Below are 17792 nucleotides of genomic sequence, written 5' to 3'. Positions count from 1 at the left end.
CAGGCTCTTTGGTAAGCCTAATTGAAGTGTGGTCCAGGATAGCCGCCACGCGCGGGACATGGCGATCCCCGGTTGCGGCTTCTGACCCGAATACGCTGATCGCATGCGGGCCACGCTGCGGGCCGTGGGAGAGACGAGCATCACCGCGGGCCTGATCATGATGCTGTTCTGCGCGTACCTGCTCTGGGGCACCGGCGCGTACACCCAGAGCCAGCAGCGGCTGCTCCAGCGCCAGTTGGCGACGCGGAAGGCGGTCAAGCCCGAGCCGGGCAGGCCCATGGCGCTGCTGCGCATCCCCAAGCTGGGCCGCGACTACGAGTATGCCGTGGTCGAGGGTGTGGACACCGAGCACCTGAAGAAGGGCCCGGGACATTACCCGGACAGCGCCCTGCCGGGCCAGGTCGGCAACTTCGTGGTGTCGGGGCACCGCACCACGTACGCGGCCCCGTTCAACGAGATCGACGAGCTCGAACGCGACGACGAGATCGTCGTGGAGGCCGGCGGCACCACGTACACGTACCGGGTGACCTCTCAGGACATCGTGAAACCCGATGAGGTCGAGGTGTTCGCCCCCGTGCCCGGCAAGCCCGACATCCGCCCTATCCGGGCCTTCATCACGCTGTCCACCTGCCACCCCGAATACTCGGCCGCCGAGCGCCTGATCGTCTACGGGGTGCTCAAGGACGCGACCGAGGACGAGGAGTGACATGTACGCCTGGCTCTGGCGCAAGCTGCCCGGCACCGCGCGGACCAAGCTGCTGACGGCCGCCGTGATGGTCGCCGCCGCAGGGGTCGTACTCTGGTATGTCGTGTTTCCGCTACTCGAGCCCATGGTGACACTCGACGAGGTGAGCGTGAGGAAATGAGCCGCGTGCTGGTCGTGGACAACCACGACAGCTTCGTCCACACCATCGTGCAGTACCTTCGCGGGCTGGGCGCCGACTGCGACGTACGGCCGCGCGACGACGTACGCGTGAGCGACGCCGACGGCTTCGACGGCGTCCTCATCAGCCCGGGCCCGGGCACCCCCGAGGCGGCCGGAGTGAGCGTGCCCCTGGTCCACCACGCGGCCGAGAGCCGCCGGCCGCTGCTCGGTGTCTGCCTCGGCCACCAGGCCATCGCCGTCGCGTACGGCGCCACCGTGTCCCGCGCGCCCGAGCTCGTCCACGGCATGACCAGCCCCGTCACCCACGACGGCAAGGGCGTGTTCGAGACGCTGCCCTCGCCCGTGCGGATGACCCGCTACCACTCGCTCGCCGTACTGCCCGAGACCGTCCCCGACGTGCTCGACGTGACCGCCCGCACCGGCGACGGCGTCATCATGGGCCTGCGCCACCGTGAGGCGCCCATCGAGGGCATCCAGTTCCACCCCGAGTCCGTGCTGTCGGAGCATGGCCACCGGCTGCTCCAGAATTGGCTGCGAGGAATCTTGTAACAAATGTCCCCCGGCGAGCGACTACCAAGTGAACGTCCCCGCCGTTGCCCCCGAGCGGCGGGGGCGTTCTTGTGTCAGCGACGACATGAAGAAGGGCCGCCCGGGAACGGGCGGCCCTTCTTCATGTCTCAGTTGCCGTTGCCTCCGAGGCCGTCGTCGCCGATCGGGTTGTCGTCGGTCGGCTGGTCGCCGTCGGACGGGAAGTCCGTCTGGTCGTCCGTGGGCGTGTCCGTCGGCACTTCCGTGGTGGGCTGCGGGTTGTTCGTGTCCAGGCCGGGACCTGTGGACACCACGATCGTGATGGTCGTGCCCGGTGCCTGCTTGGCGCCCTCACCCGGGTTCTGCTGGATGACCGTGCCCTCGGGCTGCTCGTTCGCCTGCTCGACGACCCTGGGCTTGAAGCCGGCGGCCTTGATCTGGGCCGAGGCGTCCTTCACGGTGAGCCCGATCACGCTGGGCACCTCGCCGAGCTCCTTGGGCACGTAGAGGGTGACCGCGCCGCCCTTCTCTATCGACTCGCCCGCCTTGGGGTCGGTCTCGATGACCGTGCCCTGCGACTTGCTGGAGATCTTGGTCTTGACCGTGCCGCGCAGGCCCGCGTCCTCCAGCGCCTTCATGGCGTCTTCCTGCGACTGGCCGACGAGGCCGTCGGGCACCTTGACCTTCTCCGGGCCCTTCGAGATGACCAGCTTGACCGGGGAGCCCTTGTCGACCTTGGAGTTCTCGGGAGGGTCGGTCTTGATGACGCTGCCCTTGTCGACGTCGTCGCTGGACTCCTGCACCACCTGGACGGTGAGCCCGAGGTTCTTGAGCTGCTCTTCCGCGTACGCGCGCTCCTGGCTGGCCAGCGACGGGATCGTGACCTGCGTGGCGGCCGGAGTGCCCTTCGACCCGAACACCGAGTAGCCGACCCCGATGAACGCACCGATGATCGCCAGCGGGACGATGATCCACAGCGCGGTCTTGACGGCGTTGTTCCCGCCGCCGCTCGCCCTGCGCCGCCCGCCACGGCCGCCGCCGCCACTGCCACCCTCGTCGTACTCGTAGGGTGGGACCGCGGTGGTGCGCTGCGTGGCCGGGCCCTGCCCCGCCTGGGTCGCGGTCATCATCCGCGTGCCCTGGTTGAAGTTGCCGTTCATGGCCATCGTCTGGGCGTCGGTCGGCATCCCGGACATCGCCCGCTGGATGTCGGCCCGCATCTCGCCCGCGCTCTGGTAGCGGTGGGCGGGGTCCTTGGCCATGGCCTTGAGCACGATCGCGTCGGCCCACGGGGGGATGTCGCGGTCGATCTGCGACGGCGGGATCGGGTCCTCGCGCACGTGCTGGTAGGCGATCGCGACGGGAGAGTCGCCGGTGAACGGTGGCTGCCCGGTCAGCAGCTCGTAGAGCAGGCAACCGGTGGAGTAGATGTCGCTGCGCGCGTCGACCCGCTCGCCCCGCGCCTGCTCGGGAGACAGGTACTGGGCGGTGCCGATCACCTGCGCCGTCTGCGTCATCGTGGCCGCGGAGTCGGCCATCGCGCGCGCGATGCCGAAGTCCATCACCTTGACGTCGCCGGCGCGCGTGATCATCACGTTGGCCGGCTTGATGTCGCGGTGCACGATGCCGCCGCGGTGGCTGTAGTCGAGGGCTCGCAGGATGCCGTCGACCAGCTCGACCGCGCGCTCCGGCAGCAACCGCCGGTCCTGGCGCAGCAGGTCGCGCAGCGTCCGGCCGTCGACGTACTCCATCACGATGTACGGCACGGGGGTGCCTTCGGTACCGTCTTCGCCGGTGTCGTAGACCGCGACGACGGCCGGGTGGTTCAGAGAGGCGGCCGATTGTGCCTCGCGGCGGAAGCGGGCCTGGAAGGTGTGATCGCGCGCCAGGTCGGACCGGAGGGTTTTGATCGCGACTATGCGGTCCAGCCGGATGTCTCGGGCACGATACACCTCGGCCATGCCGCCGCGCCCGACGACACCGTCGAGCTCGTAGCGACCTCCGAGTAGCCGAGGCTGAGTCATTTCCTGCACTGTCCCTTACCGTTCATCTTGGGTACCGGCCTGCTCGGGGGGCCGCCGGTGTCCATCATCGACCCCAAAGCGCATCACGTCTCCTCCTTGGGCGGGTTTGTATCACCCGGGTCCGGCGAGGCGGTGGGTGTCGGAGTTTTGGGTGTAGTGGTGGGCGTTGGGGTCGGTGTGGGCGTAGGGGTACGGGTGGTCGGGGTCGGTTTCGGTGTCGGCTTCTTGGTGGGTGTTGCCGACTTGCTTACCGTAGCTGACCGCGAGGGTATAGGCCTCGGTGACTTCACCGGAACCACGGAAGGCCGCTTGGTACGTCTTTTCGTGGGCGAGGGCGTCGCCCGGTCCGGCGGCGCCACCGCCGACTTGGTCGGCTCGGCCACGTCCGGCGTCGGCTGAGTGGGCTGCCGGTCGGCGAACGTGATGGCGCTGAGCCCCACCGCGGCCGCGCAGCCCGCGGTGGCCACCAGGGCCAGCGTCCTCCTGTGGCGCTTTCCCACGGCCGGCTCCTGCGGCGTGGTGGCCGAATGGAGGTGGTCCGTCTCCTGCTCGTCCTCCGGAGCCGGCTCGCGTACCCGGAAGCCTCCCGGGTCGGTGAGCATGCTGAGGTCGGCGCCATGCTCGGCGCTGGCCAGCGACTCGCGCAGCAGGTAGGCCCGGTCGGCCACCTCCAGCGCCGAGGCCGGGCGCCGCGCGGGGTCCTTCGACAGCAGCGACATGACCAGCTCGCGCACCGGCGCGGGCACGTCCACCCCGAGGGGCGGCGGGTGCTCGTTGAGATGCTGCAGCGCGATCGCCACCTGGCTGTCGCCGCGGAACGGTGTGCGCCCGGCCAGACACTCGTAGGCCACCACGCCCAGCGAGTAGAGGTCGGTCGCGGGAGTGAGCGGGAAACCCTGGGCCTGCTCGGGGCTGACGTACTGGGCCGTGCCCAGCACCGTGCCCGTCTGCGTGACCGGAGCCGCCTCCAGGGCCCGCGCGATGCCGAAGTCCGTGACCTTGATGGTCCCCTCTGAGGTGACCAGCAGGTTTCCAGGCTTGATGTCGCGGTGGATGATCCCGGCGGTGTGCGCGGCGTGCAGCGCCTTGGCCGTCTGGCCCACCACGTCGAGCGTCACCTCGGGCCCGATGGAGCGGTTGCGTGCCAGGATCGCCGACAGCGGCTCGCCGTGCACCAGCTCCATCACGAGGTAGGCCAGGTCGCTCTGCTCGCCGTAGTCGAAGATCTGCGCCACTCCCGGGTCGGCCAGGGCCGCGGTGATGCGCGCCTCGTTCCTGAACCGCTCACGGAAAGTGGGGTCGGCGTAGATGTGGCTGCGCAGGATCTTCACCGCCACCTCGCGCCCGAGCAACTCGTCACGGGCGCGCCAGACCTCCCCCATACCGCCTGTGGCGATGCGGGAGATCAGGAGATAGCGGTTACGGAGCCGCATGACCCAGCAGGTTACCGTCACTCACTTGTTCAGCACCGCCTCCAGCACGGCCTTTGCGATCGGCGCGGCGGTGTGGCCGCCGGTCGCCTCCGCACCGACGTTGGCAGCACCGGACTCGACGATGACCGCCAGGGCCACCTTCGGATCCTCGGCAGGCGCGAAGGAGATGAACCAGGCATGCGGTGGCTGGCCGTCGGCCGTCTCCGCGGTGCCCGTCTTACCCGCTACTTGGACGCCTGGGACCTGCGCCAGGTTTGCGGTGCCGTTCTGGACGACGCTGACCATCATCTCACGCAGCTTGCCCGCCGTCTCGGAGCTGACGGCTTCCGACAGCTCCTCGGGGTCGGCCTGCTTGATCGTGTCGCCCTTGGCGTCGGTGATCTTGTTGACCAGGTACGGCTTCATCACCTTGCCGTCATTGGCGATGCCCGCGGCGATCATGGCCATCTGCATCGGGGTCATGCGGTTGCTGCGCTGCCCGATCGAGGCCATGGCCAGGGCTGCCTTGTCCTCTTCCTTGCCGAAGTCGCTGGCGGTGACCGACATCGGCACGGCGACCGGCTGGCCCATGCCGAACTTCTCGGTCTGCTCCTTCATCTTGTCGTAGCCCAGCTCCATGCCGATCTTGCCGAACGGCGTGTTGCAGGACTTCTCCAGCGCGTACGTCAGCGTGACCGTGCCGGAGCCGCAGGCCGCGCCGCCGTAGTTGGGCAGGCTGAGGTTCGTGTTGGGCAGCGGCAGCCGCTGCGGCGCGTCCACGGTGGTCTGCGGCCCGCGCGAGGAGTCATCCTCCAGGTAGGCCGCCATGGTCACGACCTTGAACGTCGAGCCGGGCGGGTAGGTCTGCGCGATCGTGCGGTTGAGCAGCGGCTGGCCCTTCTCCTTGGCCAGCTCGTCGAAGCGGGGGAAGACCTTGCCCTTGTCGGTGCCGGACAGCTCGGTCGGGTCGTAGGTGGGCAGCGAGACCATCGCCAGGATCCCGCCGGTCTTCGGGTCGAGCGCCACGAGCGCGCCGCGCTTGCCGCTCTGCCGCAGCGCGTCGTAGGCCGCCTTCTGCGCCTTGGGGTTGATCGTGAGATCGACGTTGGCGCCCCTGGTCGGCTCGCCGGTGAACAGGTCGATGCTCCGCCGCAGCAGCAGGTCGGCACTGGAGCCGTTGAGCAGCTGGTTCTCGGACCTCTCGACGGCGCTCTCGCTCTCCGGCGAGAAGAAGCCGGTGACGTGGGCGTAGAGCCTGGCCTCGGGGTATTGCCTGAGGAACCTGAACCGGGGGTCCTTGGTCTCGACGGACTGCGCGAGCACCTTGCCGCCCGCCGTGATGCGGCCGCGCTCGATGGCGTAGCGCTCGTAGAAGTTGCGGGTGTTGCGGGCGTCGCCGCGCAGGTTCTCCGCTTTCACCGCCTGCAGGTAGTTCACGTTGATCATCAGGAGCGCGAACATGGCCAGGCAGGCCACCGCCACGCGCTTCAGAGTGCTGTTCATCGCTGGAACACCTGCGTCAGTCCTTCGTTCTGGATCGCCTGGGGCGGAGGCCGCCGGGCCGCATCTGACATGCGTACCAATAGCGCGATAAGGATCCAGTTAGCCAGCAACGCCGAGCCACCCTGGGACATGAACGGGGTGACCAGGCCGGTCAGGGGGATGAGATTCGTCACACCGCCGACGATGATGAAGACCTGCCAGGCCAGGATGAACGACAGGCCGCCCGCCAGGAGCTTGGAGAACGGGTCGCGGGCCGCCAGCGAGGTGCGCAGGCCGCGCTCGACCAGCAGGGCGTACATCATGAGCAGCGCCATCAGGCCGGTCAGGCCCAGCTCCTCGCCGGTCGCGGCGAAGATGAAGTCGGAGAACGACAGCGGGATCAGCTGGGGGTTGCCCTCGCCGAGCCCCGTGCCCAGGATGCCGCCCGCGCCGAACCCGAACAGGCCCTGCATGATCTGGAAGCTCTTGCTGCACATCGGGTCGCCCGGCGGATCCTTCAGGCAGACGGGGTCGTTGCCGTAGTAGATCGGGTTGCTCGGATCGAGCCAGGCGTCGAAGCGGGCGCCGACGTGGTCGAAGACCTGCCCGGCGAGGAAGGCGCCGCCGACGAAGAGGAGCACGCCGATCAGCACCCACGAGGTGCGCTGGGTCGCGATGTAGAGCATCGCGATGAACGTCCCGAACAGCAGCAGCGAGGTGCCCAGGTCCTTCTCGAAGACCAGGACGAGCAGGCTGAGCCCCCAGGTGATGAGGACGGGGCCGAGGTCCCTGGCCCTGGGCAGGTCGATGAAGAGCAGCCGCCGCCCGGCCAGCGCCAGCACGTCGCGCTTGGCCACCAGATAGCCGGCGAAGAAGACGACCAGCGCCAGCTTGGCGAACTCGCCCGGCTGGATGGAGAAGCCGCCGATGCGGATCCAGATCTTGGCGCCCTGCACCTCGCTGAGGCTGCCCGGCAGCAGCGCGGGGATGGCGAGCAGGACCAGGCCGACGGCGCCCGCGGTGTAGGTCAGGCGCTGGAGCATGCGGTGGTCACGCAGCACGATCAGGGTGATCGAGAACATGACGACGCCGAGACCCGTCCACATGATCTGGTTGGTGGTGGACGCGCCGCCCATCTTGGCGGCCTCCAACCGGTAGATCATCACCAGGCCGAGACCGTTGATCAGGGTCACCAGCGGCAGGATCAGGGGGTCGGCCCAGGGGGCGAACTTCGCCAGCACGAGGTAGGCGGCCAGCATCAGGCCGCCCAGACCCAGTCCGTACGCCAGCATGCCCGCGGGGACCTTGCCGTCCACCGCCAGGCCCACGTTGGCGTAGGCCCCCATGACGATGAGCACCGCCAGAGCGAGCATGACGAGCTGGGCCATGCGGCGCTTGGCCGGCATCGGGACGGGGGAATCTGCGACTTCGCTCATTTACCGTTGCTTCGTCTTGGTCGCGCTCACGGTTGGCGTGGGCGACGAGCTGGCGGTCGTGGCGGGGGTGTCGCTGCTGTCCTTGTCGTCCTCCTGGGCGAACTTCAAAGCGTTGATCTTCGTCATGCCCTCGTCGATATTGGTGACCGGAATGCCGCCCTTGATCAGCGCCTGGTCGGCATCGGACAGCTTGGAGAGCTGCCGGCCTGTGGCCTTGGAGACCTTGAAGAGCTGGAAGGGGCCCAGCTCTCTCTGGACCCCCTGGAACACGACCACCTCGTCGCCCCTAGCACCGACGAAGAACTGGTCCTGGGTCCACTGATATCCGAAATAGCCGCCGACGCCGACGGCGACGACGCCTATGCCGAACACGGTGACCAGCACGGGCCACACGCGACGACGCCTGCGCCGGGGCGCCTCGGCGACCGGCTCATCGAAGTCGTCGTCCGTGAGGACCGGCTGGGGCGCGGTCACCGCGCTGGCTCGCCCCGGCTGGGTCTCCTGGGGGTTGCCGCGCAGCCGGGTCATGCCGGCGGCGCCGACCATGGCGGCCTCGGTGGGCACCTGCTGCCCGTCGGTGATCTCCACCACGTCGGCCAGCACGCAGGTGATGTTGTCGGGCCCGCCACCTCTGTTCGCCAGATCGATGAGCTGGCGCACGACCTCTTCAGGATCGTCGATGTTGGTGAGCGTGGCGTGCAACGTCTCCGCGCTGACCACGCCCGACAGGCCGTCGGAGCACAGCAGGTAGCGGTCGCCGATCTGCGCCTCGCGGAGGGTCAGGTCGGGATCGACCTCACCACTGCCGTCGAGCGCGCGCAGCAGGATCGAGCGCTGCGGATGCGTGGCCGCCTCTTCCGGCGTGATGCGCCCGTCGTCGACGAGCTGCTGCACCAGCGTGTGGTCATGGGTGATCTGGTAGAGCTCCCCGCGCCTGAGCAGGTAGGCGCGCGAGTCGCCGACGTGCACCAGAGCGACCTGGGTGCCGTGCCAGAGCATGGCCGTCAGAGTCGTGCCCATGCCTTTGAGGCTGGGATCCCGCCCCACCATCTCGTGCAGCTTGCGATTGGCGTCGCGTACCGCTGCCTCGATGGCGTTGAGCAGGTCACCCCCCTGTTGGGCCTCTTCCAGAGAGGCCATGGCGGCGATGGCGACTGAGCTCGCCACCTCGCCGTGTGCGTGCCCGCCCATACCGTCTGCGACGGCGAGCAGGCGGCCGCTAGCGTACGCCGAGTCCTCGTTTCCTTCGCGGAGGAGGCCGACGTCCGAGCGGGCGGCGTAGCGGAGTGCGATGGTCATTTGCGCAATTCAATGACTGTCTTGCCGACGCGGATCGGAACACCGAGCGGCACCGGGGTCGGGCGGGTGACTTTCGAGCGGTCGAGATACGTGCCGTTGGTGGACCCAAGATCTTCCACGATCCATTGACCGTCCTGGGGAAAGAGCCGGGCATGCCGGCTGGAAGCGTAGTCGTCGGTGACTACCAGCGTGGCGTCATTGGCCCGGCCAATGGTGATGGGCGTCTCCGTGAGGTTAATGGTGGTGCCCTGCAAGGGGCCACCGGTAACGATGAGCTGGCGTGGCTCGCCCTTTTTGTTCTTGGGCTTCGCCGCCGGTTTGGTGGGTTTCACGCCTTTGCGTGGACCCGCGGGAGCCGTGCGTGAACCGAACAAGTCAGTCCGGATCACGCCGACTGCGGCAATGACGAAGAACCACAGCACCGCCAGGAAGGCTAGCCGGATCAGCAGCAGCGTGAGCTCGGACATGGACCGCTTGTCTACCCCTAATCGCGCCGGAACACCAGAGTCGTGCGCCCCAACGTCACTCGCGTGCCGTTCTGGAGCTCGATCCTGCGTACCGGCTGGCCGTTGACGAAAGTGCCGTTGGTGGACCCGAGATCGACGAGGGCCACCGTCTGGCCCTCGACTCGCAACTCCGCGTGGTGTCGCGAGACTCCCGGATCGACCAGACGAAGATCGCAGTCGGTGCCCCTGCCGAGCAAGGTCACCGGAGTGGTGAGCTCGTAGGAACGGTCGCCCTGCGGGTCGTCCTGAGTGGAGACGAGCAGCCTCGGCCGCCCGTTGAAAGCGTTCGGCCTCGACGGAGGCAGGTCGCTCGCCGGCTGGCGAATCTCGTCCTGCTCGACCGTCGCGCCGCGGATGACGCCGGACCTGATGCGGAACAGCCCCACAGCCAGATCGCCGGCGGTCTCGAAGCGGACCCGGACCGGTCCCACAAAGGAGTAGCCCTGTTCCTTGGCGTACTCCCTGGCAAGGTTGGCCAGCTCGTGGCTGATGCTGTCGGCGTAGACCTCAAGCCGTTCGCTGTCGGTCGTGGACAGTTCAACCACGAAGTCGTTGGGCACAAGCGTGCGACCTTGAGCGACGATCGCCGCACGCTCATCCATCTCCCGCTGAACCGCGCTGGCGACCTCGACCGGCTGAAGGTCAGATTTGAACGCCCGCGCAAAGGCCCCCTCAACCAAGCCTTCGAGCCTTCGCTCGAAGCGCTGAAGGACTCCCACCGGGTACCTCCCTTCCTCCGTGCATATGATCGCGGCCCCCAGACGCGTCCGGCGCCCGGTTCCCGCTCGTTCCACGTCACGGCATCCCTGGCGCTCGTCGGCTGTCGCGCCCAGCTCCTCCGCTCCCGTGTCTTATGCGATCGTATCCGGGTTCAGTACCAGTGGCTGTTCCGTGCTAGTGTTCTTTCCGCACCCACAAGGGCGGGTGGCGGAACGGCAGACGCGCACGGTTCAGGTCCGTGTGTCCGAAAGGACGTGAGGGTTCAAATCCCTCCTCGCCCACTCGGTGACTGGGGACTCTTGGTCGCAAGCTTTTGGCTTGCTTCCGTGGGTCCCCTCGTCATTTCTTCCGGGGGATAACCCCCGGACCCCCAGCGTTTTTCCGGGGGAGGTCCCCCGGACCCCCCTGTCTGGGAGTGGCTCCCAGACCCTCCATCGCCGCTGGCGTCTTCTGTCTTCTGTCATGGCAGACCCACACTGGCGAAGTGTTTGATGGATCGCAAGAGGGGGCGTCTCTCTTTTCAAGAACCTGTTGGTAACGGGCGTGCCGTGTTTTGACGGTACGCCCGTTTGGTTGCAACCTGCTTTCGGGCGACTTGTCGGTGTGTTTTACGTCACAGTGACCAGGGTTCTGGTGTCCAGGAGTTCGCCCAGGAGGTCTGTGAGGCTCACCATGCCGATTACATCGCCAGGTTGAGCTGTTACCAGGGCCAGGTGGGCTCTTGCCTCCTGTAGGGCCGTTACCGCCTCTGGGACCTGGGTTACGCACGGGAGCTTCGGTAGCGGGCGGCAGAGGTCTTCTGCCTTGCTTGCCGGCTGTAGGAGGGCGTCTCTTGCGTGGAGGGCGCCTCTTACGTTGCCTGGCGTGCCTACCAGGAGTCTGAGGTGGCCGCTCTTTGCCGCCGCTTCCTTGATCTCCTTTGCGTTTGCCTGGGGTGGGACCATGACCGCTTGGCCTATGGGGATCATCAGGCGTTCTATGCCCTCGTCGTCCAGGCGGAGGGCGCGGGTCAGGAGGTCGTGTTCGTCGCGGTCCAGGAGGCCCATGCGGCCTGACTCGCCCACCAGCATGGCCAGCTGGCGAGGGGTTCTGGTGGTGGCCAGCTCGTTCCTGGGCTGGACGCCGAACAGGCGCAGGATGAGGTTGGTCAGGCCGTTCAGGGACGACAGAAGCGGGCGCATCACCCAGGTGAAGGCGCGGAAGGGGACGGTCAGCAGCAGGGCCGAGCGTTCCGGGTGGGTCAGGGCCCACGACTTCGGCGCCATCTCGCCCACCACCATGTGGACGAAGGTCACCAGGGCCAGGGCGATCGTCAGAGCGATGGGCATGCGCAGGCCCTCCGGGACGCCGAGGGCGGCGAAGACCGGCTCCAGGGTGTGCTCGATCGCGGGCTCCGTCACCTGGCCGAGGCCCAGGGTGCACAGCGTGATGCCCAGCTGGGCGCCCGCCAGCATGAGGGAGAGCTGCTTGGTGCCGCCGACCGCCGACCTGGCCGCCAGCCTGATCAGGCGGTTGTTGCGGGAGGCGATCTCCTCCAGGCGGTGGCGCCTGGCGGAGACGAAGGCGAACTCCGCGGCCACGAACAGCGCGTTGAAGACCAGCAGGGCGAGGCTGACGACGAGCATGGTCATCGGGCCGCCTCCGCGTGCTGGACGGGGGCCACGCGGACCCACTCGGGCACTCTGCGGTTGAGAGATATCACTGTCAGCTCTGCCAGGTGTTCCTGCTCGTCCTCTGCGAAGGGGTCGGTGTCCTGTTCGATCGGCACCGTCACCGTGTCGCCCTCGTCGGGCATCCTGCCGAGCTTGGCCAGGACGAGGCCCGCGAGGGTGTCGTAGTCGTCGCTCTCCGGGAGCGCGACGCCCGTGGCGCGCTCGACCTCGTCGAGCCGCAGCCTGCCCGGGACCTCCCAGATGCCGCCCGGGTGCTCGACCACGCCGGCCGGCTCCGGGTCGTTCTCGTCGACCAGCTCGCCGACCAGCTCCTCGGCCAGGTCCTCGACCGTGATCACGCCGGCCAGGCCGCCGTACTCGTCGATGACGCAGGCGATGTCGTCCTTGGCCACGCGCATCCGGTCGAGCACGGCGGGGAGCGGGACCGAGTCCGGGACCAGCAGGGCCGGGCGGGTGATACTCGCCATCTCGCCCTCCTGCAGGCCCGACGAGAGGAGCTCGCGTACGCCCGTCACGCCGATGACGTCGCCGTCCTCGTTGATGACCGGGTAGCGGGAGTGGCCGCAGCTGCGCATGATCTCGATCAGGTCCGAGATGGGCTGTTCGGAGCGCAGCACGACGACGCGCGGGCGGGGGACCATGATCTCCTCCGCCGTGCGGTCGCCGAACTCCAGGGCCCGTTCCAGCAGGTCGGAGAGTCTCGGAGGGAGTTCGCCCGCCATGGTCGACTCCTCGATGATGCGGGAGAGCTCCTCCGGCGTCGCGCCGTGCTCCACCTCCTCCACCGGCTCGATGCCCACGCGCCTGAGCAGGCCCGTCGCCGCCGAGTCGAACAGCTTGACCACCGGGCCCACCACGGCCAGGTAGACCAGCGTCGAGCTCGCCAGGAACTTGGCCACCGGCTCCGGTCTGGCGATGCCCAGGTTCTTGGGCGCGAGCTCGCCCACGACCATCTGGACCACGGTCGCCACGAAGACCCCGATGGCGACCGAAAGTCCGGTGATCACAGTGTCGGACAGTCCGGTGTCCGTCAGCCATGGTCGTACGATCGTGGCGATCGCGGGCTCGGCCAGGAAGCCGACCAGCAGTGCGGTAACGGTGATGCCGAGCTGCGCGCCGGAGAGCATGAAGGAGAGGCGGGACGTGACCTGGAGCGCTTTTTCGGCGGCCTGGTCACCCGCCGCCGCCTGCTCGCGGAGCAGGGCGCGGTCGGCGGCCACGAAGGCGAACTCCTGAGCGACGAAGTAGCCGGTCGCCGCCGTGAGGAGGATGAGGGCCAGCAGGCCCAGATAGGCGCTCACCATGGTGAGCTCTCAGAGGAACCCGTGCTGGCGCACGGGCAAAGACTCCACGGGTCCGGAGCGGACACGATCTTCCCTTCGATAGAGGTCGTCCATAACCGTAACGATGCTGGTGGCATCTATGTTTCCGTGGTGACTCTTCCCTGGTTCTGCGTACTTTTCCATGGGAAAACCTTGGCCGAGTGTCTTCACTGGTAAGGGGTTCGACGTAGCGTTTATGACATACCGAAGGGAAGAAGGCGAAGTGTCTGAGGACGACCGTACGCGGGCCATGCGCTCACCAGGCGACGGCCGCCCGCTGCCGCCGAGGCCAGGTGACGGCCTGCGCGCCGGGGGCGCGCCGGCCCACCAGGTCCCGTCCGCGTCCCCTGGAGGGCCGGGCGCGCCCACGCACAAGCTGCCTGTGGCCCCGCAGTACCCCGAGCCGGGGTCAGGCGCCGCCTCTCCCGGCTCCGCCCCGGACGAGCCGCCCCAGGGTCGTTCGCGCGTCTACGGCCGGGCCCGCTCCGGCGGCGGCGGCGGTGGCCCGGTCAAGCCGCTGCGGTCGAGGAGCGGCCCCTCGGATCCGTCGAAGCCCCGCAGGCGGGTGTCCGGAAAGACGATCCTGAAGATCGTCGCCGGGCTCCTGGTCGTGCTGCTGGTGGCGGGCGTGGGCATGCTCTTCTGGATCAACTCCCGGATCGCCGGCATCGACGGCGTGCTCGACAACTATCCGGGCCGTCCCGCCGACACCCCCGGCACCAACTGGCTGCTCGTCGGCTCCGACAGCCGCAAGGGCCTGTCGGCCGCCGAGCGCAAGAAGCTCGCCACGGGCCGGGCGACCGGCGGGAACCGTACGGACTCGATGATGCTGCTGCACATCCCCGAGGGCAGCGACAAGCCGACGCTGGTCAGCCTCCCGCGCGACCTGGCCGTCGACGTCCCGGGCAAGAGGCGGGACAAGCTCAACGCCGCCTACAACGGCGGGCCGCAGCTGCTGGTCCGCACAGTGGAGTCGGTCACGGGCGTGTACATCGACCACTACATGGAGATCGGGTTCGCCGGGTTCGTCGGCATCGTGGACGCCATCGGAGGCGTCGAGATCAACGTACGGGCCGCCGTGGACGACCCGAAGGCCGGGCTCAAGCTGAAGAAGGGCACGCAGGTGCTCAACGGCGCCCAGGCCCTGGGGTACGTACGGACCCGCAAAGGCGGCGCGCTGCCCGACTTCGAGCGGACCAAGCGGCAGCGGCAGTTCCTGGGCGCGGTCGTGAAGAAGGCGGCCAGCCCCGGAGTGCTGATCAACCCGTTCACGTCGATCCCGCTGGCGATGAGCGCCACCGACGCGGTCTCGGTCGACGGCGGCACGGGCGCCTTCGACCTGCTGTCGCTGGGACTGGCGATGGGCGACAGCCCGGTGACGACGGTGGTCCCGTTCGGCGGCACCGAGCGGCTCGCGGACGGCGGCGAAGCGATCAAGTCGGACCGGCCCAAGGCGCTGGCCCTCTTCAACGCCCTGAAGGAGGACAAGCCGGTGCCGAAGGACGTCATCGACACCGGCAACTAGAGCGGCTCACCCGGAGGTGGAGGTCGTCGCGGCGACGGTCGCCGCGGTGACCGCCGCGATCATGGCCGCGTTGATGGCGGCGATGGTCTGGGCGACCGCGTCGGCCGTCCAGGCGCCCTCCGCGATCTCCTTGACGCGCTGCCTGCTCGCCTCGGGGAAGGCCTTGCGGTCGAGCTTGGCCGCGTGCGCGATGGCGATCAGGACGGCCGTGCGGGCGTCGGGGTCGGCGCCCGCCAGCGCACTGGTCACCCGGTCCCTGACCGCGGCCTCCACGTCGGGGTTGGCTTCAGGCCAGCGCGTCGTGGGGAAGATGCCCAGCACCTTGCCGCGCTGCTCGGTCAGCACGCCCGACTCCGCCAGCCTGGTGAGCAGGCGCCCGCGCAGCTTGGCCGACTGCAGCCGCTGGACCCACCAGGCGGGCTTGCGCTCCTTGCCCTCCTCGGCGATGCGGGCCAGCGTGGCGTCCAGCTCGGAGTCGCCGAGCGGGGACGGGTCCATGACCGTCACCTTCTTGTCCGACAGCTCCAGCCGGCCGTTGACGGCCAGCTCGGCGAGGAGCGCGCCGGCGAGGGCCGGGTCGAGCTGGGTCCCGGCGACGAGCGGCGTGCCCTTCTCGTCGTCGTGGGCGAGCAGGAGGAGCTCTTCGGCGATCGTCACAGTCATGCTTCGACACTAACCTCCCAGCCATGACTATCTCGGAGAAGTTGCACGCCGTCGGCCGCCCGCTGCTCCGGGCTCAGCTCGAGCATCCGACCGTGGCCGGCATCGCGCGTGGCGACCTGCCCGAGGCGGTGTTCAGGTCGTGGCTGGAGCAGGACTACCTGTTCCTGCTCGACTACGTACGGGTGTTCGCGCGGCTGGCCTGGCAGGCGCCCGACGGGCATCTGGGTGATCTGGTGGACCTGGCGCACACCACGTACCACGACGAGTTGAGCCTGCACAGGTCGTTGTCGGCGGAGTTCGGCGCCGATCTGGAGGGGGCGGTGAAGGGGCCGGCGTGCGCGGCGTACACGGCGTTCCTGCTGGAGTCGGCGGTGTCGTACGGGGAGGGGCTGGCGGCGCTTTATCCGTGTATGTGGGGATATTCGACTCTCGGACATATATTGGCGGAAATTTCCCCTGTTGAGTCGAGATATCGGGCGTGGGTGGACACGTACGCGGATCCGGCCTTCGCGGCGCTCACCGCGCGGATCGCGCAGATGATCGACGAGGCCGCGCCGGACCCGGCGCGGGCCGAGGAGCTGTTCGCCGAGGGGATGGCGCACGAGCTGGCCTTCTGGAGCGTGCCGTAGCCGTCCACAGGCTGTGGACGGCCGGACGCGCACGTACCCTGGGGACATGCCGGAACTTCCCGAAGTGGAGTCGCTCACCCATTTCCTGCGCGAACGGGCCGTGGGCCGCACGGTCCTGGGGATCGACGTGGTGGCCTTCCAGGCGCTCAAGACGTTCGACCCGCCGGCGACCGCGCTCGGCGGGCTGACCATCACCGGGGTGTCGAGGCACGGCAAGTTCCTCGACCTCGACTGCGACGGCCTCCACCTGGTCATCCACCTGGCCCGGGCGGGGTGGCTGCGCTGGCGCGACGACCTGTCGGGCGCGAAGCCCGTACGTCCCGGCAAGGGCCCGCTCGCGGTACGGGTCCGGCTGGCGCCCGACGAGGAGGGCCTGGCGCCCGGGTTCGAGCTGACGGAGGCCGGGACGCAGAAGCGCCTGGCCGTTTACGTCACCAAGAACCCGGACGACGTCCCCGGCATCGCCGCACTCGGCCCCGACCCTCTCGACGAATCCTTCACCGTCGACGCGCTCAAGCGCATCGTGGGCGGCAACCGCACCCAGATCAAGGGGCTGCTGCGCGACCAGAAGATCATCGCCGGCATCGGGAACGCGTACTCGGACGAGGTGCTGCACGCGGCCAAGATGTCCCCCTTCAAGATCGCGGCCACGCTGACGGACGCGCAGATCGCCGACCTGCACGAGGCCATCATCGCCACCCTGGGGGAGGCGGTGGAGCGGGCGCACGGGCTGGCGGCCAAGGACCTCAAGGCGGAGAAGAAGTCGGGATTGCGGGTCCACAACCGGGCCGGGCAGCCGTGCGACGTCTGCGGCGACACGATCCGCGAGGTGTCCTTCGCGGACTCCTCGCTGCAGTACTGCCCCACCTGCCAGACCGGCGGCAAGCCCCTCGCCGACCGCCGGCTGTCCCGCCTTCTCAAGTGAGCTCGGCGGAAGAAGGCACTGTGGAACCGCTCGACGACTACGACGTGCGCCAGTGGGACACGCGCGAGGACTGCGAGGTGCGCCAGATCCTCGACCGCATCGCCGACAAGTGGTCGCTGCTCGTGATCGCCCTGCTCGACTGCCAGAGCCTGCGCTTCACCCAGCTCCGCCGCGAGATCGACGGCGTCAGCCAGCGCATGCTCAGCGTGACCCTGCGCCAGCTGGAGCGCGACGGCCTGGTCAGCCGCACGGTCCATCCCGTCGTGCCGCCCAGGGTGGACTACGCGCTCACGCCGCTCGGCCGTACGCTGCACGAGACCATCAAGTCGCTGGTCACCTGGACGGAGACGCACCAGGAGGAGATCGCCGCGGCGCGTGCGGCCTACGACGCCAGGCGCGAGATGATGGAGTCATGACCGTTCCTGAGATCGACGCCAGTGCCGTTCCGGCAGACGCTTACCTGCTCGACGTCCGTGAGCAGGACGAATGGGTCGCGGGGCACGCCCCGGAGGCCGTGCACATCCCCATGACCCAGATACAGGGCCGGGTCGAGGAGGTGCCCGGCGACCGCACGGTCTACGTCGTCTGCCGGGTGGGCGGCCGGTCCCTGCAGGTCGCGGCCTGGCTCAACCAGCTCGGGCGCGACGCCGTCAACGTCGGCGGTGGCATGCAGTCGTGGGAGTTCGCGAGCCGCCCGATGGTCAGCGAGACCGGGCAGCAGCCGTTCGTGGCGTAAAAAGGCCCCACTGTGGCGGTTTCGCC

At 68.6% G+C, this 17792-nt stretch carries 18 protein-coding genes and 1 tRNA gene; 9 read left to right on the top strand and 10 right to left on the bottom strand.

Annotation, left to right across the window (positions count from 1 at the left end; genetic code table 11):
- The first annotated feature begins 103 nt into the window (after positions 1–103).
- The 3 genes from ACWDRB_RS51575 to ACWDRB_RS51565 are packed head-to-tail and all read left to right on the top strand — an operon-like array spanning position 104 to position 1435.
- Positions 104–706, top strand: coding sequence for a class E sortase (locus tag ACWDRB_RS51575; protein WP_449907607.1), 603 nt, complete (start codon positions 104–106; stop codon positions 704–706).
- Between the two features lies 1 nt (position 707).
- The gene (locus ACWDRB_RS51570) at positions 708–866 is read left to right on the top strand and encodes a hypothetical protein (RefSeq protein ID WP_449907605.1); all 159 of its coding nucleotides are present in this window, start codon (positions 708–710) and stop codon (positions 864–866) included.
- A complete protein-coding gene (locus ACWDRB_RS51565) occupies positions 863–1435 on the top strand; it encodes an anthranilate synthase component II (protein WP_355203182.1) in 573 nt (190 codons plus the stop codon). The genes ACWDRB_RS51570 and ACWDRB_RS51565 overlap by 4 nt, the downstream gene beginning before the upstream one ends.
- A gap of 128 nt (positions 1436–1563) precedes the next feature.
- On the opposite strand, the gene pknB is transcribed toward ACWDRB_RS51565, so the two are convergent.
- The 7 genes from pknB to ACWDRB_RS51530 form a co-directional block, all read right to left on the bottom strand.
- Positions 1564–3438 carry a Stk1 family PASTA domain-containing Ser/Thr kinase gene (pknB, locus tag ACWDRB_RS51560; protein ID WP_449907602.1) on the bottom strand — a complete coding sequence of 625 codons (1875 nt, stop codon included), beginning with the start codon at positions 3436–3438 and terminating at the stop codon, positions 1564–1566.
- A gap of 83 nt (positions 3439–3521) precedes the next feature.
- The gene (locus ACWDRB_RS51555) at positions 3522–4871 is read right to left on the bottom strand and encodes a serine/threonine-protein kinase (RefSeq protein ID WP_449907601.1); all 1350 of its coding nucleotides are present in this window, start codon (positions 4869–4871) and stop codon (positions 3522–3524) included.
- A 21-nt stretch (positions 4872–4892) separates the two neighbouring features.
- The gene (locus ACWDRB_RS51550; protein ID WP_449907599.1) at positions 4893–6353 is read right to left on the bottom strand and encodes a peptidoglycan D,D-transpeptidase FtsI family protein; all 1461 of its coding nucleotides are present in this window, start codon (positions 6351–6353) and stop codon (positions 4893–4895) included.
- A complete protein-coding gene (locus ACWDRB_RS51545) occupies positions 6350–7768 on the bottom strand; it encodes an FtsW/RodA/SpoVE family cell cycle protein (RefSeq protein ID WP_449907597.1) in 1419 nt (472 codons plus the stop codon). Before ACWDRB_RS51545 ends, ACWDRB_RS51550 begins: the two co-directional genes overlap by 4 nt.
- Entirely contained in the window at positions 7769–9067 is a 1299-nt protein-coding gene (locus ACWDRB_RS51540; protein ID WP_449907595.1) for a Stp1/IreP family PP2C-type Ser/Thr phosphatase, read from the bottom strand.
- On the bottom strand, positions 9064–9534 hold the full coding sequence (locus tag ACWDRB_RS51535; RefSeq protein ID WP_350732387.1) for an FHA domain-containing protein FhaB/FipA: 471 nt from the start codon (positions 9532–9534) through the stop codon (positions 9064–9066). Before ACWDRB_RS51535 ends, ACWDRB_RS51540 begins: the two co-directional genes overlap by 4 nt.
- Before the next feature lie 17 nt (positions 9535–9551).
- The gene (locus ACWDRB_RS51530; RefSeq protein WP_091081864.1) at positions 9552–10292 is read right to left on the bottom strand and encodes an FhaA domain-containing protein; all 741 of its coding nucleotides are present in this window, start codon (positions 10290–10292) and stop codon (positions 9552–9554) included.
- 199 nt (positions 10293–10491) lie between these two features.
- Between ACWDRB_RS51530 and ACWDRB_RS51525 the strand changes: the two genes are divergently transcribed.
- Positions 10492–10574, top strand: a tRNA-Leu gene (locus ACWDRB_RS51525).
- Positions 10575–10901: 327 nt separating this feature from the next.
- On the opposite strand, the gene ACWDRB_RS51520 is transcribed toward ACWDRB_RS51525, so the two are convergent.
- Complete coding sequence (locus ACWDRB_RS51520; RefSeq protein WP_449907592.1) at positions 10902–11924, bottom strand: hemolysin family protein; 1023 nt, start codon at positions 11922–11924, stop codon at positions 10902–10904.
- Positions 11921–13270 carry a hemolysin family protein gene (locus tag ACWDRB_RS51515; RefSeq protein WP_449907590.1) on the bottom strand — a complete coding sequence of 450 codons (1350 nt, stop codon included), beginning with the start codon at positions 13268–13270 and terminating at the stop codon, positions 11921–11923. Before ACWDRB_RS51515 ends, ACWDRB_RS51520 begins: the two co-directional genes overlap by 4 nt.
- A gap of 241 nt (positions 13271–13511) precedes the next feature.
- On the opposite strand from ACWDRB_RS51515, the gene ACWDRB_RS51510 reads away from it, so the two are divergent.
- On the top strand, positions 13512–14813 hold the full coding sequence (locus tag ACWDRB_RS51510; RefSeq protein WP_449907588.1) for an LCP family glycopolymer transferase: 1302 nt from the start codon (positions 13512–13514) through the stop codon (positions 14811–14813).
- A gap of 6 nt (positions 14814–14819) precedes the next feature.
- Here the strand turns inward: ACWDRB_RS51510 and ACWDRB_RS51505 are convergent, their stop codons facing one another.
- On the bottom strand, positions 14820–15476 hold the full coding sequence (locus tag ACWDRB_RS51505) for a GOLPH3/VPS74 family protein (protein WP_397368910.1): 657 nt from the start codon (positions 15474–15476) through the stop codon (positions 14820–14822).
- 23 nt (positions 15477–15499) lie between these two features.
- On the opposite strand from ACWDRB_RS51505, the gene ACWDRB_RS51500 reads away from it, so the two are divergent.
- From ACWDRB_RS51500 to ACWDRB_RS51485, 4 genes are read left to right on the top strand one after another with little or no spacing between them, the layout of a single operon-like run.
- Positions 15500–16105, top strand: a complete 606-nt coding sequence (locus ACWDRB_RS51500; RefSeq protein WP_449907586.1) for a TenA family protein — start codon at positions 15500–15502, stop codon at positions 16103–16105.
- Between the two features lie 46 nt (positions 16106–16151).
- A complete protein-coding gene (locus ACWDRB_RS51495) occupies positions 16152–17030 on the top strand; it encodes an Fpg/Nei family DNA glycosylase (protein WP_449907585.1) in 879 nt (292 codons plus the stop codon).
- A 20-nt stretch (positions 17031–17050) separates the two neighbouring features.
- Positions 17051–17446: a winged helix-turn-helix transcriptional regulator gene (locus tag ACWDRB_RS51490; RefSeq protein ID WP_350732399.1), complete on the top strand. Its 396-nt coding sequence runs from the start codon at positions 17051–17053 to the stop codon at positions 17444–17446.
- On the top strand, positions 17443–17766 hold the full coding sequence (locus ACWDRB_RS51485; protein WP_449907582.1) for a rhodanese-like domain-containing protein: 324 nt from the start codon (positions 17443–17445) through the stop codon (positions 17764–17766). Before ACWDRB_RS51490 ends, ACWDRB_RS51485 begins: the two co-directional genes overlap by 4 nt.
- Positions 17767–17792 lie beyond the last annotated feature (26 nt).

The sequence above is a fragment of the Nonomuraea sp. NPDC003707 genome, from assembly GCF_053587055.1.
Note: the sequence above shows the minus strand (reverse complement) of the source record. Positions and strands in the feature narration are given on the sequence as shown.